The sequence below is a fragment of the Blastococcus sp. SYSU DS0669 genome (genome assembly GCF_054050895.1).
The window spans coordinates 106307-121779 of record NZ_JBJHAE010000005.1 but is presented as its reverse complement, the minus strand read 5'-3'; the positions used below and the strand labels follow the sequence as shown (position 1 = coordinate 121779).

Annotated in this window: 14 protein-coding genes; 11 read left to right on the top strand and 3 right to left on the bottom strand. The window is 73.8% G+C overall.

The annotated features are described in order from the left end of the window. The first annotated feature begins 50 nt into the window (after window positions 1-50). From ACI792_RS07950 to ACI792_RS07935, 4 genes are all read left to right on the top strand, one after another. Window positions 51-860 (top strand): ankyrin repeat domain-containing protein, encoded by an 810-nt coding sequence (locus tag ACI792_RS07950; RefSeq protein WP_456602119.1) that lies wholly within the window; start codon window positions 51-53, stop codon window positions 858-860. A 141-nt stretch (window positions 861-1001) separates the two neighbouring features. Then, window positions 1002-4805: a multifunctional oxoglutarate decarboxylase/oxoglutarate dehydrogenase thiamine pyrophosphate-binding subunit/dihydrolipoyllysine-residue succinyltransferase subunit gene (locus ACI792_RS07945; protein ID WP_456602118.1), complete on the top strand. Its 3804-nt coding sequence runs from the start codon at window positions 1002-1004 to the stop codon at window positions 4803-4805. 77 nt (window positions 4806-4882) lie between these two features. Next, the gene (locus tag ACI792_RS07940) at window positions 4883-5071 is read left to right on the top strand and encodes a DUF6104 family protein (protein WP_456602117.1); all 189 of its coding nucleotides are present in this window, start codon (window positions 4883-4885) and stop codon (window positions 5069-5071) included. Between the two features lie 149 nt (window positions 5072-5220). Continuing rightward, complete coding sequence (locus ACI792_RS07935) at window positions 5221-5934, top strand: metal-dependent hydrolase (RefSeq protein ID WP_456602116.1); 714 nt, start codon at window positions 5221-5223, stop codon at window positions 5932-5934. 9 nt (window positions 5935-5943) lie between these two features. On the opposite strand, the gene ACI792_RS07930 is transcribed toward ACI792_RS07935, so the two are convergent. Further along, on the bottom strand, window positions 5944-6228 hold the full coding sequence (locus tag ACI792_RS07930) for a hypothetical protein (RefSeq protein ID WP_456579197.1): 285 nt from the start codon (window positions 6226-6228) through the stop codon (window positions 5944-5946). A 75-nt stretch (window positions 6229-6303) separates the two neighbouring features. Between ACI792_RS07930 and ACI792_RS07925 the strand changes: the two genes are divergently transcribed. Genes ACI792_RS07925 through ACI792_RS07915 form a run of 3 tightly spaced genes read left to right on the top strand, consistent with a single transcriptional unit; the run spans window position 6304 to window position 10291 of the window. Further along, complete coding sequence (locus tag ACI792_RS07925) at window positions 6304-7491, top strand: RtcB family protein (protein WP_456602115.1); 1188 nt, start codon at window positions 6304-6306, stop codon at window positions 7489-7491. Between the two features lie 20 nt (window positions 7492-7511). Then, entirely contained in the window at window positions 7512-8855 is a 1344-nt protein-coding gene (locus tag ACI792_RS07920) for an MFS transporter (RefSeq protein ID WP_456602114.1), read from the top strand. Continuing rightward, entirely contained in the window at window positions 8852-10291 is a 1440-nt protein-coding gene (locus tag ACI792_RS07915) for a pyridoxal phosphate-dependent decarboxylase family protein (protein WP_456602113.1), read from the top strand. The genes ACI792_RS07920 and ACI792_RS07915 overlap by 4 nt, the downstream gene beginning before the upstream one ends. Here ACI792_RS07915 and ACI792_RS07910 read toward each other — a convergent pair. Beyond that, the gene (locus tag ACI792_RS07910) at window positions 10281-11477 is read right to left on the bottom strand and encodes an NAD(P)-dependent malic enzyme (RefSeq protein ID WP_456602112.1); all 1197 of its coding nucleotides are present in this window, start codon (window positions 11475-11477) and stop codon (window positions 10281-10283) included. The genes ACI792_RS07915 and ACI792_RS07910 overlap by 11 nt on opposite strands. A gap of 122 nt (window positions 11478-11599) precedes the next feature. After that, the gene (locus ACI792_RS07905; RefSeq protein ID WP_456602111.1) at window positions 11600-11980 is read right to left on the bottom strand and encodes a S26 family signal peptidase; all 381 of its coding nucleotides are present in this window, start codon (window positions 11978-11980) and stop codon (window positions 11600-11602) included. A 50-nt stretch (window positions 11981-12030) separates the two neighbouring features. Between ACI792_RS07905 and sodN the strand changes: the two genes are divergently transcribed. The 4 genes from sodN to pssA all read left to right on the top strand — a co-directional run bounded on the left by sodN (window position 12031) and on the right by pssA (window position 15381). Further along, window positions 12031-12435: a superoxide dismutase, Ni gene (sodN, locus tag ACI792_RS07900; RefSeq protein ID WP_456579203.1), complete on the top strand. Its 405-nt coding sequence runs from the start codon at window positions 12031-12033 to the stop codon at window positions 12433-12435. 197 nt (window positions 12436-12632) lie between these two features. Beyond that, complete coding sequence (locus ACI792_RS07895) at window positions 12633-13859, top strand: PP2C family protein-serine/threonine phosphatase (RefSeq protein ID WP_456602110.1); 1227 nt, start codon at window positions 12633-12635, stop codon at window positions 13857-13859. A 39-nt stretch (window positions 13860-13898) separates the two neighbouring features. Beyond that, the gene (locus ACI792_RS07890) at window positions 13899-14543 is read left to right on the top strand and encodes a phosphatidylserine decarboxylase (RefSeq protein ID WP_456602109.1); all 645 of its coding nucleotides are present in this window, start codon (window positions 13899-13901) and stop codon (window positions 14541-14543) included. A gap of 10 nt (window positions 14544-14553) precedes the next feature. Then, a complete protein-coding gene (gene pssA, locus ACI792_RS07885; RefSeq protein WP_456579206.1) occupies window positions 14554-15381 on the top strand; it encodes a CDP-diacylglycerol--serine O-phosphatidyltransferase in 828 nt (275 codons plus the stop codon). The last annotated feature ends 92 nt before the right edge of the window (window positions 15382-15473 follow it).

Below are 15473 nucleotides of genomic sequence, written 5' to 3'. Positions count from 1 at the left end.
CCCGGTCGAGAGCACGCGCCGGGCAGCCGCGAACGCAGAACGGAGAACGCGTGACCACTCGCATGACCGTCCAACGACTCGGCCGGCTGATCGCCGACGGCGAGACCGATGCCGTCCGGTCGGCGGTCGCCGACTCGCCCCAGCTGCTCGAGGGCTCCGTCGAACGGGACGGCCAGGACGGCTGGACCCCCCTGCACCTGGCGGTCGCCTGCGACCGGGTCGAGGTCGTCCGCGTCCTCGCCTCGGCCGGGGCGGACCTCGCCGCGCGCACGGACCAGCACCGCACACCGCTGCACGTGGCGCTGGAGCACGCGCCCGATCTGGTCCCGGTGCTGGTGGAGCTCGGGGCGGTCGTCGACGCCCCCAGCGCCGCCTACCTCGACGACGTCGACCGGCTCACCGCGGAGCTGGACGGCGGGGCGGCGCTGACCGACCCGGCCACGGGGGTCGACCTGCTGGCCTGGGCCGCGTACGGGGGCGCCGCGGGCGCCGCGCGGCTGCTGCTGGCGCGCGGGGCCGACGCCGACGGGGGCGCGCTGCACGCCGCGGCCGCCGGCGGCAGCGCGGAGCTGGTGCGCCTGCTCCTGGACGCCGGCGCCGACGTGGACCGCCGGGATCCCGACACCGGGCGCACCCCGCTGCACACCGCCGTGGCGGCGGGCGCGACGGGGGACGCACCGGAGATCGTCCGGGCTCTGCTGGACGCGGGGGCCGACGTCAACGCCACCACGCACGACGGTGCCAGCGCGCTCGACATCAGCCGCGTGGCGGCGGCCAGGCACCGGCAGGAGGACGACGACCAGGCCAGTGGCAACGACGCCCTGGTCGATCTCCTGGTCGCCCACGGCGCCACCCACTGACCCCGACGTGGGACGGGCGCGCGGATCCGGCTCTGCACCCGGTCGGCGACCGGGGACGGGCGTAGACTCGACACCCGGTCCAGCGACGCGCCCCTCAGACGCAGCCCCGAGACGAAGAAGGCACTCGACCCCGTGTCAAGCGTGAGTTCATCCCGACCGTCGTCCAACTCGTCCCCGGTCGCCGGTTTCGGCACCAACGAGTGGCTGGTCGAGGAGATGTACCAGCAGTTCCTCGCCGACCCGTCCAGCGTCGATCAGGCGTGGCACGAGTTCTTCGCCGACTACCGTCCCGGTCCGCCGGCCGGTGGCGACCGGGAGCACGCGCCGTCGGGGAACGCGGCGCCGGCCGCGAAGGAGGCGGCCCCCGCCGAGGCCCCGGCCTCCCCCGCGCCCGCGGCCCCCGCCGCCAAGAAGCCCGACGTCCAGCGCCCGGCCGCCGGGTCCCAGCCGACGGGGAGCCCGCCCGTGCAGAAGACCGACCAGCCCGCCGCCCCTGCCGCCGCCAAGGCCGCTCCCCCCGCCGCCAAGGCCGCTCCTGCCACCGCCAAGGCCGCTCCCCCCGCACCCAAGCCGCCGGCGGGCGAGGGCAAGCAGTCCCCGCTGCGGGGCGCCGCCGCGGCGGTGGTCAAGAACATGAACGCCTCGCTGACCGTGCCCACGGCGACGAGCGTGCGGGCGGTGCCGGCCAAGCTGCTGGTCGACAACCGGATCGTCATCAACAACCACCTGGCCCGCGCGCGTGGCGGCAAGATCTCCTTCACGCACCTGATCGGCTACGCGCTGGTCCGGGCGCTGGACTCGTTCCCCAACATGAACAGCGCCTTCGCCGAGATCGACGGCAAGCCGGTGCTGGTGGCGCCCGAGCACGTCAACTTCGGGCTGGCGATCGACCTGCCCAAGCCCGACGGCTCGCGGTCGCTGGTCGTGGCCTCCATCAAGGGCGCCGAGGAGCTGGACTTCGCCGGCTTCTGGGCCGCCTACGAGGACATCATCCGCCGCGCCCGGAACAACAAGCTGACGATGGAGGACTTCTCCGGCACCACGATCAGCCTGACCAACCCCGGCACCATCGGCACCAACCACTCGGTGCCGCGGCTGACCGCCGGGCAGGGCGCGATCATCGGCGTGGGCGCGATGGAGTACCCCGCCGAGTTCCAGGGGATGAGCCCCGAGGTGCTCACCGAGATGGGCGTCTCGAAGATCATCACGCTCACCTCCACCTACGACCACCGGATCATCCAGGGCGCGGAGTCGGGCGACTTCCTGCGCAAGCTGCACTCGCTGCTGCTGGGCGAGGACGGCTTCTACGACGAGGTCTTCCGCTCGCTGCGGATCCCCTACGAGCCGGTGCGCTGGATGCCGGACGTGCGGGTCACGCGCGAGGGGCAGATCGACAAGGAAGCCCGGGTCATCGAGGTCATCGAGTCCTACCGGCGCAACGGCCACCTCATGGCCGACACCGACCCGCTCGAGTTCAAGGTCCGCACCCACCCCGACCTGGACATCCTCCAGCACGGGCTGACCCTGTGGGACCTCGACCGGAAGTTCCCGGTCGGCGGCTTCGCCGGTGAGCGCCTCATGCCGCTGCGGGACATCCTCGGCGTGCTGCGCAACTCCTACTGCCGCACGGTCGGCGTGGAGTACATGCACATCACCGATCCCGAGGAGCGCGAGTGGCTCCAGCAGCGGATCGAGCTCAAGCACGCGCAACCCGACCGCGAGAAGCAGAAGCACGTGCTCGGCCGGCTCAACGCCGCGGAGGCGTTCGAGACCTTCCTGCAGACCAAGTACGTCGGGCAGAAGCGGTTCAGCCTCGAGGGCGGGGAGTCGGTCATCCCGATCCTCGACGAGGTGCTCATCGCCGGCACGGACCACGGCCTGGACGAGGTCGCGATCGGCATGGCCCACCGCGGCCGGCTCAACGTCCTGGCCAACGTGCTCGGCAAGAGCTACGCCAAGATCTTCGGCGAGTTCGAGGGCAACATCGACCCGGGCACCGTCCAGGGCTCCGGCGACGTGAAGTACCACCTCGGGGCCACGGGCACGTTCCGCAACCCGTTCCGCGAGGACGCGGAGATCGCCGTCTCCCTGGCCAGCAACCCCAGCCACCTGGAGACGGTCAACCCCGTCCTCGAGGGCATCGTCCGCGCCAAGCAGGACATGATCGACAAGGGCGAGCAGGGCTTCACCGTCCTCCCCGTCCTGCTGCACGGGGACTCGGCGTTCGCCGGCCAGGGCGTGGTCCAGGAGACGCTGAACCTCTCCCAGCTGCGCGGCTACCGCACCGGCGGCACCGTGCACGTCGTCATCAACAACCAGGTCGGCTTCACCACCAGCCCCGGTTCGGCGCGCTCGACGCTGTACTCCACCGACGTCGCGCGGATGGTCAACGCGCCGATCTTCCACGTCAACGGCGACGACCCGGAGGCCTGCGTCCGGGTGGCCCGGCTGGCGGTCGAGTACCGGCAGACGTTCAAGAAGGACGTCGTCATCGACCTCGTCTGCTACCGCCGCCGCGGCCACAACGAGGGCGACGACCCCTCGATGACCCAGCCGCAGATGTACGACATCATCGACCGCAAGCGCTCGGTGCGGAAGCTGTACACCGAGGCGCTGGTGGGTCGCGGCGACATCACGCTCGAGGAGGCCGAGGAGGCCCTCAAGGACTACCGCGGCCAGCTCGAGCGCGCCTTCGCCGAGACCCACGACGCGCAGGACTCCTCGAAGCCCGAGCCGGTCATGGACCCGCGCACGCCGCAGGAGTCCACGGTGCAGACGGCGATCACGCAGGAGGTCCTCAAGACCATCGGCGACGCGCACGTCTCCTTCCCGACGGACTTCACGCCCCACCCGAAGCTGCAGAAGATGCTCGAGCGGCGGGCCGCGATGGCCAGCGAGGGCGGCATCGACTGGGCCATGGGTGAGCTGCTGGCGTTCGGGTCGCTGCTCATGGAGGGGGTGCCGGTGCGGCTGGCCGGCCAGGACTCCCGCCGCGGCACCTTCGTGCAGCGCCACTCGGTCCTTATCGACCGGGAGAACGGCGCCGAGTACACGCCGCTGGCCAACCTGACCGAGGAGCAGGCGAAGTTCTTCGTCTACGACTCGCTGCTCAGCGAGTACGCCGCGCTCGGCTTCGAGTACGGCTACTCCGTGGCCAACCCCAAGGCGCTCGTGCTGTGGGAGGCCCAGTTCGGCGACTTCGTCGACGGGGCGCAGATGGTCATCGACGAGTTCATCAGCTCCGGTGAGGCGAAGTGGGGCCAGCGCTCCGGCGTCGTCCTGCTCCTGCCGCACGGCATGGAGGGCCAGGGCCCGGACCACTCCAGCGGTCGGATCGAGCGGTTCCTGCAGCTGTCGGCGGAGAACAACATGACCGTCGCCAACTGCACCACCCCCGGCAACTACTTCCACCTGCTGCGGCGCCAGGCGCTCTCCGACGTGCACCGCCCGCTGGTGGTGTTCACGCCGAAGTCGCTCCTGCGGGCGAAGGCTGCGGTCAGCCCCGTGGAGGACTTCACCGAGGAGAACTTCCGGCCGGTGCTCCCCGACACCGGGGTGGGTGGCGAGCCGCTGGAGGCCTCGGCGGTGCGCCGGGTGCTGCTCTGCAGCGGCAAGGTCGCCTACGACCTGATGGCGCAGCGGGAGAACGAGGGCACCGCTGACACCGCGATCGTCCGCGTCGAGCAGCTCTACCCGCTGCCGGCCGAGCAGATCCGGGCGGAGCTCGAGCGCTACCCGGAGGCCACGGACGTGGTCTGGGTGCAGGAGGAGCCGGCGAACATGGGCGCCTGGCAGTTCATGGCGGTCAACCTGCCCGAGGAGCTGCCCGAGGGCCGCACGCTCCGGCGGGTCAGCCGCCGCGCGTCGGCCAGCCCCGCCGTCGGCTCGGCCAAGGTCCACGAGGTCGAGCAGCGCAAGCTGGTCGCCGAGGCCTTCGCCGACTGACCCCGCGGACGCTCGCGTCCCCCTTCCGCGCCCGGCCCCCGAACACCACGGGGGCCGGGCGTCGTAGGTTCTCCGGCATGTACTTCACCGACCGGGGCCTGGAGGAACTGGCCGAGCGGCGCGGCACCGAGCAGGTCACCCTGGCCTGGCTGGCCGACCAGATGCAGGCGTTCGTGGACCAGCACCCCGACTTCGAGGTCCCCGTCGAGCGGCTGGCCACCTGGCTGGCCCGCGGGGGCACGGACGACGACGACCTGGACGACTGAGGGACGACGGACGGGGAGCTCGCGCGCCGAGCGCGACGCACTCGTGGCCACCACCCGCTGATCCCACGAATTCGTCGCAGCGGGCCGGTTCCGCCGGCCCCTCCGCGAGCCTGCGCCGCTGCACCCCGCTCGCCAGGCACCCTCCGTAGGTGCTCGGTCACTCGCACGCGCTCTCCGGACTCGCCGTCGGCGCCGCCACCCTGCCCTGGGCACCCGTGCAGGGCCCCGTCGCCCAGGGCGCCTGGATCGCTGCCGTCGGCGGGTTCGCGATGCTGCCCGACCTCGACCACCGCAGCTCCACCGTCTCCGACATGTGGGGCCCGGTCACCGACGTGCCGGCGGGGGCGATCGGCGCGCTCGCCGGCGGCCACCGCTGGGGCACGCACGACGCGGTCCTCGCGCCGCTGGCGTTCGGGGCGCTGGCCCTCGCCGCGGCCGGCGCCTACTGGTCGAGCCTGCTGCTGATGGCGCTGGGGATCGGGCTGGCGCTGCGGGCGCTGCACTTCGTCATCCCGGGCCGCACCGAGACGACCATCCTGGGCAACCTGCTGCTCTCCTGGGGCGGCGCCTGGCTGCTGCTCGGGCACATGGCACCGCCGGCCTGGCTGCCGTGGGCCGTCGCGGCGGGCGTGCTGACCCACGTGCTGGGCGACGCGATCACCACCGCGGGGGTGCCCGTGCCGCTCCTGTGGCTGGTCAAGCGCAGGCGGCTGGCCCTCTCCCCCATCCGCACCGGGGCCACGATCGAGAAGGTCGCCCTCGTGCCGCTGTTCGTCGTCGCCACGGTGGTGTTCTCGTACAGCAACACCGGGCTGCACACGGCGCTCGCCCCGGTGGTCGACCGGCTGCTCACCTCCGGCTGAGCCGCGCCCTCACGGGCGCGGGTTGGTCCGCGTCCAGCCGCGGTCGTCGCGCCGGGCGCCCTGACCGGCCCGGCAGCGGCGGCACACCGACTGCACCTCCTCGGCGTGCCGGCCGGACTCCGGCTGCACGTCGGGCCAACCGACGTGCGGGAAGCGGGCGAGCCTCGACCGGCTGAGCGCCAGCCCGCACACGGTCTCGTTGCGCCCGCGCTCCCAGGCGTGGACCTCCCCGGCGGGGTACCGGATGCCGTCGTCGGGGTCGACCCACTGACCCGTCGCCGCAACGCTCGCCATGGGGAGCAGGTACCCGCGGACCGGGGGTGCGGCAAACAGGTCGCCGGAGGTCACCGGTCCCCGCAGAATCCAGGGGTGGAGAGACTTGCGGAGAAGCTGCTGAACTGGGCCAGCATCCTCGACGACGAGACCCGCCGGCAGGCCGAGCGCACCGCCTCCCTCGACATCGTGCACCCGCACGTGGCGCTGATGCCCGACGCGCACCTGGGCAAGGGGGCCACCGTGGGCTCCGTGCTCCCGACGCGGGCCGCGATCATCCCGGCCGCGGTGGGCGTCGACATCGGCTGCGGCATGATCGCCGTCCGCACGCCGTGGTCGGTGGACGAGGTGCGGGCGCGCGGCCCCCTGGCACCGCTGCGCGGCGACATCGAGCGGGCCGTCCCGCTGTCGGCCGGCCGGTACAACAAGAAGCTGACCGCGACCGCCCGCCGCCGGGTCGCCGAGCTCGAGGCGACGGCCGAGGAGCTCGGCGACCGCGTGCTGCACTCGGTGACGACGACGGCGCCGAACTGGGCGCTGCAGCTGGGCAGCCTGGGATCCGGCAACCACTTCATCGAGGTGACCGCCGACGAGCGCGACCAGGTGTGGCTCTTCCTGCACTCGGGCAGCCGCGGGGTGGGCAACAAGATCGCCCAGAAGCACATCGCGATCGCCCAGGAGCGGGCGCGGCGCGACGGTCTCGACCTACCCGACCGCGACCTCGCCTGGCTGGACGAGGGCACCCCGGAGTTCGACCGGTACATCGCCGAGCTCCGGTGGGCCCAGCACTTCGCGCTCCTCAACCGCGAGGAGATGATGGACCGGGTCGCCGACGCCCTGGCCCGGCACATGCGCGCCGACGCCACCCCCGAGCTCGAACGGATCAACGCCCACCACAACTTCAGCCAGCACGAGCGGCACGTCGGCGAAGAGCTGTGGGTGTCCCGGAAGGGCGCGATCGAGGCCAGGAGGGGGCAGGCCGGGCTGATCCCCGGGTCGATGGGGACGGCGAGCTACGTCGTCACCGGCCTCGGCAACCCGGAGTCGCTGAACAGCTCGCCGCACGGCGCCGGCCGGGTCTACTCGCGGAGCAAGGCCCGCCGGACCTTCACCCGCGCCCAGCTCGAGGAGTCGATGCGCGGCATCGAGTGGCGGCACAGCGACGCGTTCCTCGACGAGATCCCCGCCGCCTACAAGGACGTGGACGTCGTCATGGCCGACGCCGCCGACCTGGTCGAGGTTCGGCACACGCTGCGCCAGCTGGTGAACGTGAAGGGCGACTGAACCGCTACGGTCCTGATCTTGTGACCGCCGTCTCATCGAGGTCCCGGCTCTCCCGGGGCACCCACCTGGGCTACGCCACGGGCTCGATCGCGACGGCCGCGTTCGGCACCGTGCCCGGGCTGCTGCTCCTGTACTACCTGACCGACGTGCTCGGCGTGGCCGCCGGGATCGCCGGCCTCGTGGTCTTCGCACCCAAGGCGTGGGACGTGCTGCTCAACCCCTGGATCGGCAGCCGCTCGGACCGGACGAGCAGTCGCTGGGGGCCCCGCCGACCGTGGATGCTGGCCGGCGGGGTCGCCCTGCCCCCGCTCTTCGTGCTCGTCTTCGCCGGGCCCGGCGCCCCGCCGGCGGCGGCAGCGGCGTGGGTGGCGGTCACCTTCCTGCTCGCCGCCACCGCCTACGGCTGCTTCCAGGTGCCCTACGTGGCCCAGCCGGCCGAGATCACCGATGACCCCGACGAGCGGTCGACGCTGATGTCCTGGCGCGTCGCGGCGCTCGCGCTCGGCATCCTGCTGGCCGGCGCGGGCGCGCCCGCCGTCGTCGACGCCTTCGGCGACGGCCGCGGCGGCTACCTGGCCATGGCGGTGTTCGTCGCGGTCCTGCTCGCCCTCGGGATGCTCGGCGCCGTCGTCGGCACCAGCAACGCGCCGACGCTGACCCGGGTGCGCAGCGAGGGCCGGCTGCTCGCCACGCTCCGGCTGGCGTGGCGGGCGCGACCGTTCCGGGTGCTGCTCACCGGCTTCGTCGTCCAGGCGCTGGGCATCGGGGTCATGCTGGCCGGCGTCCCCTACTTCTCCGAGCAGGTGCTGGGCGACCCCGCCGCCGGGACGCTGCTGTTCGCCGCGCTGGTGGGCCCGGCGATCCTGGTCATGCCGGTGTGGCTGCGGGTCGGCCGCCGGGTCGGCAAGCGCACCGCGCTGCTGGCCGCGTCGCTGCTGTTCGCCTGCGCCGCGGCCGCGCTCGCCGTCGTCCCCGAGGGCGGCACGGACGCGGCGGTCGCACTGGTGGTGCTGGTCGGCATCGGCTACGCGGGGATGCAGATGTTCCCGCTGGCGATGCTCCCCGACGTCATCGCCGTCGACGAGGCGTCCTCCGGCGAGCGCCGGGCGGGGGTGTTCACCGGCGTCTGGACCGCGGCCGAGACCCTCGGCCTGGCCGTCGGCCCCGGCCTGCTCGGGGGCCTGCTCGCGGTCGCCGGCTACGTCTCCTCCACCGGGGACCAGGTCGTCGCGCAGTCCAGCGGCGCCGTCCTCGCCGTCCGGCTCGGCTTCACCGTCGTGCCTGCACTGCTCGTCCTGGCCAGCGTCCCCGTGCTCGCCCGCTACCGGCTCGACGCCGTCCCGACCCAGGAGGTCCCCGCGTGAACCCGACCGAGGTGCTCGCCGAGCTCGCCGCGCTGCAGGCCGGGGACGTGCCCACCCACGGCGGCGCCACCATGGCCTACGTCTACGACTCCGGCCGCGCCGAGGTCGACGAGCTCGCCGCCGCCGCGCAGGCGGCGTTCCAGTGGACCAACGCCCTCGACCCCACCGCCTTCCCCAGCGTGGCCCGCATCGAGAACGACCTCGTCGGCGCCGCGCTCGGGCTGCTCGGCGGCGGTCCGGACGCGGTGGGGACGCTGACCAGCGGCGGCACCGAGAGCTGCGCGCTCGCCGTCCTCGCCGCCCGCGAGCAGTGGCGCGCCCGCGGCGGTTCGGGGCGGCCGCGGCTCCTCCTGCCGGTCACCGCGCACGCGGCCTTCCGCAAGGCCGCGCACCTGTTCGGCGTCGAGGTCGTGGACCTCCCCGTCGATCCGGAGACCTGCCGGGCGGAGCCGTCGGCGGTGGAGCGGCAGCTGGACGAGCGGACGGTCCTGGTGGTCGTCAGCGCGCCCTCCTACCCGCACGGGGTGCTCGACCCGGTGGGCCGGATCGCGGGGCTCGCGGCCGCGGCCGGTGTCCCCTGCCACGTGGACGCCTGCATCGGCGGGTGGGTGCTCCCCTACCTCGACGACGTCCCCGAGCCCTTCGACCTCTCCGTGCCGGGGGTGACGTCGCTGTCGGTGGACCTGCACAAGTACGGCTACGCGCCCAAGGGCGTCTCGGTGCTGCTCACCGCCACCCCGGAGCTGCGGCACGCGCACTGGTTCAGCACCGCCGGCTGGCCGGGATACCCGGTGGTGAACCCGACGCTGGCCGGCACCCGTCCCGCGGGGGCGATGGCGGCCGCCTGGGCGGTGCACCGCTGGCTGGGCACCGACGGGTACCGGGAGCTGGCCCGCCGGGCGCGGGAGGCCGCGCTGCGGCTCGCCGACGGTGCCGCCGCGGTCGACGGTCTCCGGGTGGTCGGCCGGCCGGTCGCGACGCTGGTCGCCCTGGCCACGGACGGCCCCGACGGCGTGGACGTCCTCCACCTCGCCGACGAGATGACGGCGCGCGGCTGGCTGCTGCAGCCGCAGCCGCCCTTCGCCCAGGACGGCGGCGACCTGCCCGCCACCCTGCACCTCACCGTGACGGCGGCCGCCGCCGACCGGGTGGAGGCCCTGCTCGCCGACCTCCGCGACGCCGCGCGCGCCGCCGCCGCGCTGCCCCCACCGGTGCCCGACCCCGGGCTGGTGGCCGCGGCGGCCACGATCGACCCGGCGGCGCTGACGGTCGCCGAGGTCGAGGCGCTGCTGGAGCTGGCGGGGGTCTCCGGCGGATCGCTGCCCGTGCGCATGGCGCCGGTGCACGCCCTCGTCGCCGCGCTCCCCCGGCCGGTCGCCGAGCGGCTGCTCGCCGGCGTGCTGGGCCGGGTCTACCGGCCCACGATCAGCGGGTGACGCCCTGCTCCCTCGCGCAGGCGGCCACGGCCTCGGCGACGGCGGTCGCGACGCGGCGGTCCAGGGGGCTGGGCACGATGTAGTCGGCCCGCACCTCGTCACCGACGACGCCGGCGATCGCGGTCGCCGCGGCCAGCTTCATCTCCTCGGTGATGCGCCTCGCGCCGGCGTCGATGGCGCCGCGGAAGACGCCGGGGAACGCCAGCACGTTGTTGATCTGGTTGGGCAGGTCGCTGCGGCCGGTGGCGACGACCGCGGCGTATCTCGCCGCCATCTCCGGGTCCACCTCGGGCGTCGGGTTGGCGAGCGAGAAGACGATGCAGTCCTCGGCCATCGACGCGATCGCCGCCTCGGGCACCGATCCCCCGGAGACCCCCAGGTAGACGTCGGCCCCGCGCAGCGCCGACACCATCGAGCCGGCGAAGCCCGAGGCGTTGGTGTTCTCCGCCAGCCAGCGCTTGGTACCGGTCAGCCCCTCCCGACCGGTGTGCAGGACCCCCCGGGAGTCGGCGACGGCGATCTCCCCGACGCCCGCCTCGAGCAGGATCTTGGTGCAGGCGACGCCGGCGGCGCCCGCGCCGGAGACGACCACCCGCAGGTCCCCCAGCTCGCGGCCGACCACCGTCGCGGCGTTGCGCAGCGCGGCGAGGACGACGATCGCCGTCCCGTGCTGGTCGTCGTGCATGACAGGGATGTCGAGGCGCTCGCGCAGCCGCGCCTCGATCTCGAAGCAGCGCGGCGCGCTGATGTCCTCGAGGTTGATCCCCCCGAACGACGGCGCGATCGCCGCCACCGTCTCGACGATCTCGTCGACGTCGGTGGTGGAGAGGACGATCGGCACCGAGGAGAGCCCGGCGAACTCGCTGAAGAGGCAGGCCTTGCCCTCCATGACCGGGAGCGAGGCGACCGGACCGATGTCGCCCAGGCCGAGCACGGCGGTGCCGTCGGAGACGACGGCGACGACGCGGGGCGCCCAGGTGAACCGCCGGGCGAGCTCCGGCTCGGCGGCGATCGCGCTCGACACCCGGGCGACCCCCGGGGTGTACGTGAGGGCGAGGTCGGCGGTGGAGCCGATGGAGCGGGTCGAGGACATCGAGAGCTTGCCGCCCTCGTGCACCGCGAACGCCGGGTCGGAGGCGAACCGGTCGGTGCCGACGTGGTCCCCGGTGGCCGCATTTCCGCTCATGGGCACAGCAGCGTAAACCCGGCCCGACCGCGGTCGGCCGCTGCGGTGCGCACGTGGCGATCCGCTGGCTCGCCGTCCACGACAGGTCCCGCGCTGCTGCCCACGTGGAGCGGTACGCGCAGCTACGCGGGGCCTGAGCCGAGGTCCGGGGGAAGGGCCAGCCGGCCGGGGCGCGGCCACAGCCGCCCCAGCACCCGGCCCACGACGACGGCGGCCCCGAAGGCGCGGCTGTCGTCGGTCAGGAACGGGTTGTCGCCCTCGACCCAGTGCCCGCCGTCGACCGCCCGCCGGGCCCGCTTGACAGTCAGCAGCTCCGGGCGGGCGGGGAAGCGCGCGAGGACGACGTCACCCGGACGGACGTGCCCGCCCGGCGGCACCCGCCGGGCCAGCAGCCGGTCGCCGTCGCGGAGGGTGGGCGACATCGAGGGGCCGCTGACCCGCACCAGGACCCAGGCGCTGGGCAGCGGAGCTGCGATCTCTCCCGAACTGTCGCCGTCGATCACCGCGAGTAGGGTCGCAGACGACACCACCCCACGACACCGGAGGCACCCCCATGCGTCTGTTCCGCATGTTCTCCGCCGTGGAGGCCACCGCGCACTGCGACCTCCCCTGCGGCGTGTACGACCCGGCCCAGGCCCGGATCGAGGCCGAGTCGGTCAAGGCCATCCAGGAGAAGTACCAGGGCAACGAGGACCCGGTCTTCCGCCAGCGGTGCGTCCTGATCAAGGAAGCCCGCGCCGACCTGGTCAAGCACCACCTGTGGGTGCTGTGGACCGACTACTTCAAGCCCCCGCACTTCGAGAAGTACCCGCACCTGCACGAGCTGTTCAACAAGGCCACCAAGCAGGCGGGCGCGGCCGGCGGCAAGGGCAGCATGGACCCCGCCGAGGGTCAGAAGCTGCTCGACTACATCGCCGAGATCGACAAGATCTTCTGGGAGACCAAGGCCGCTGCCTGACCCCCCACCGCCTCGGACGGCGCCGGTCGACACCCGTCGGCCGGCGCCGTCCGTCGTCCGGGGCGCCCCCCGACGGGGTCGCCGGGCGGCCCGGCGCCCGTGGTGAGCAGCACGTTCGCTCCGGGGAGCCGCGGGGCACAGACGATCAGCGGTGGACGAACGAACGGGTTGGTCCACCGCCGACACCAGGAGGCTCTGTGATCGACGTCGGCGCGGTGCTGCAGAAGGTGGAGGCGGCAGCCCCCATCGAGGCCGTCGAGGTGGTCGCCGCCGAGCTGGGCGAGATGGTCGACGCGAGTGCGGTGGCGCTCCTCCTGGCCGACGTCAGCGGACGGGCCGTCGTCCGCCTCACGGCGGCCGGCCGGGTCGAGGGCGCCCGCAGCCACGGCGCGGAGCAGGCCGAGACGCTACCGCTGCCCGGCACGCGGTACGAGCGGGTGCTGCGCACCCAGCTGGCCGACGTCGAGCCGATGGACGACGGGGCCCGGTTGATCGTCCCGGTGACCGATCGGGGCGACGCCATCGGTCTGCTGGAGCTCGACGTCCCGCGGTACCCGTCGAGCGACGAGGTCGCCGACATCAGCAGCGCCGCCCACGCCCTGGCCTACGTGCTCATCGCCGCGCGCCGGCACACCGACGTCTTCGAGTGGGGACAGCGCTCCACGCCCTTCGCGCTCGCCGCGGAGATCCAGCGCCGGCTGCTGCCGGCCTCCTACACCTGCGAGGCGGGCCAGTTCACCCTCGCCGGGTGGCTCGAGCCGGCCAGCTCGGTGGGTGGCGACACCTTCGACTACACGCTGGACCGGCACTTCCTGCAGCTGTCCATCACCGACGCGGTCGGGCACCAGGTCGAGGCCGCGCTCCTGGCGACCCTGCTGGTCGGGGCGCTCCGGAACGGGCGCCGCAGGGGCCTGGACCTGGCGGGCCAGGCTCGGTACGCCAACGAGTCGCTCGCCGAGAGCTTCGACCCGGGGCAGTTCGTCACCGGGCAGCTCCTGCGGGTGGAGCTCGACACCGGTGCCGCGGCGATCGTCAACGCCGGGCACACGCTCCCCCTGCGCCTCCGCGGCGGGCAGGTGACGGAGGTCGAGCTGGCCGTGGAGCCGCCGTTCGGCGTGGTCCCGGGCAGGGCCTTCACCGTGCAGTCCTTCCCGCTCGAGCCCGGCGACCGGATCGTCTTCCTGACCGACGGGATGCTGGAGCGCAACGCCGCCTCCCTCGACGTCGCGGCCGCTCTGGCCGGCAGCGCGGCCCTGCACCCCCGCGAGGTCGTCCAGGAGCTGGGCGCCGCAGTGCTGAGGGCCACCGGCGGTGACCTGCGCGACGACGCCACGATGGTGTGCCTGGACTGGTACGGCGGCCCTCCCCGCGTACGCACCACCGCCTTCGGCGCCGACCCCGACCGCGCCTCCCCGCCCGCCTGACCCGGGCGGTCCAGGGTGGCCCGGTACCGTTCGGACACGATGCGCATCGACCGGGCCGGGTGGCCTTTCATCACCGGACCCCTATTCCCCGCCGCTGCCCTGGGCGTGGCCGGACGCCGACGGGCCGTCTGGCCGTTCCTGGCCGTCTCGGCGTACATGGCGCTGTTCTTCCGCGACCCCGACCGGCGCTGCGACACCGCGCCGCCGTCGCCCGACGAGGTCCTCTCGCCCGCCGACGGCGTGGTGATGGTCGCCGGCGAGCCGCAGGAGGGGGTCGCCCCCGAGGGCGACTGGCAGCAGGTGAGCGTCTTCCTCTCGGTGGTCGACGTGCACGTCAACCGCTCGCCGTACTCCGGGGAGGTCGTGCAGAGCTCCTACACCAAGGGCAGCTTCCTCGCGGCCTACCGCAAGGAGTCGGCGCACCGGAACGAGCGCAGCGAGCTGTGGCTGCGCAACGGCGAGCGCACGGTCGTCTTCCGCCAGATCGTCGGCGTGCTCGCGCGGCGGATCGTCACCCGGACCGGCCCCGGGCAGCACCTCGCCACCGGCCAGCGGATGGGTCTGATGAAGTTCGGCTCCCGCATGGACGTGTTCGTGCCGCGCGAGTGCACGATCACCGTGACCGAGGGGCAGCGCGTGCGCGGCGGCGAGACCGTCATCGCCCGCTGGCCCTCGGCCCGCTGAGGGAGGCTCCGTGCCCAGCTCCGCATCCGGTGAACGCCCGCCCCAGACCCGCCGCACGGCCACCGTGGAGTTCGTCCGGGGCTCGGTCCGGGGCTCCCGGCGCCGGGCGCTGGCGACGCTGCCGAGCCTGTTCACGCTCGCCAACATGCTCTGCGGCTTCGCCGCGATCCTCGTGTCCATCCGGGGCCAGTACACCCTGGCCGCGGTGCTGATCGGCCTGTCGGTGCTGTTCGACATCACCGACGGCGCCGTCGCCCGCCTGGTCGGGGCGGTGACGCCCTTCGGCCTGCAGTTCGACTCGCTGGCCGACCTCGTCTCCTTCGGCCTGGCCCCGGCGCTGCTGGCCTTCACCCTCTTCTCCGAGGGCCGCGACGAGTGGGACCCGCTGGGCTGGGTCGTCTGCTTCCTGTGGGTGGCGTGCGCGGCGATCCGGCTGGCGCGCTTCAACACCACGATCGACCCGACCGCCGACAAGCGGTACTTCACCGGCATGCCCAGCCCCGGTGCAGCGGGGGTCGTGCTGGCCTCGGTGTTCGCCTTCGGCGACGACATGCAGGGCCGCGACCGGCTCTGGGTGCTGCTCGTCGTCGCCGTCCCGGCGGTGCTGATGGTGACCAACATCCGGTTCCGCTCCTTCCGGTCGCTGGTCAGCCCCAGGAGCGGGCGCCCCTACGGGCTGGTCGCCACCGCCGTGCTGCTGGTGATCGGCTTCGCGGTGGCCCCCGTCGTGACCGGCTGCGTGCTCGCCTACGGCTACCTGCTCGCCCCCGTGCTGGTGCCGGTGCTCTCGCCGCTGAGCCGGCTGGTGCCGGACCGCCTGAAGGAGGCGCTGTCGTGAGCGGACAGGGACGTGAGCATCGCCGCAGGCTGGAGGCACCTCCCGCTTGCGGGGGACAGCGACCGAGGAGCGGAGCGTCCCGCGGTAGCGAA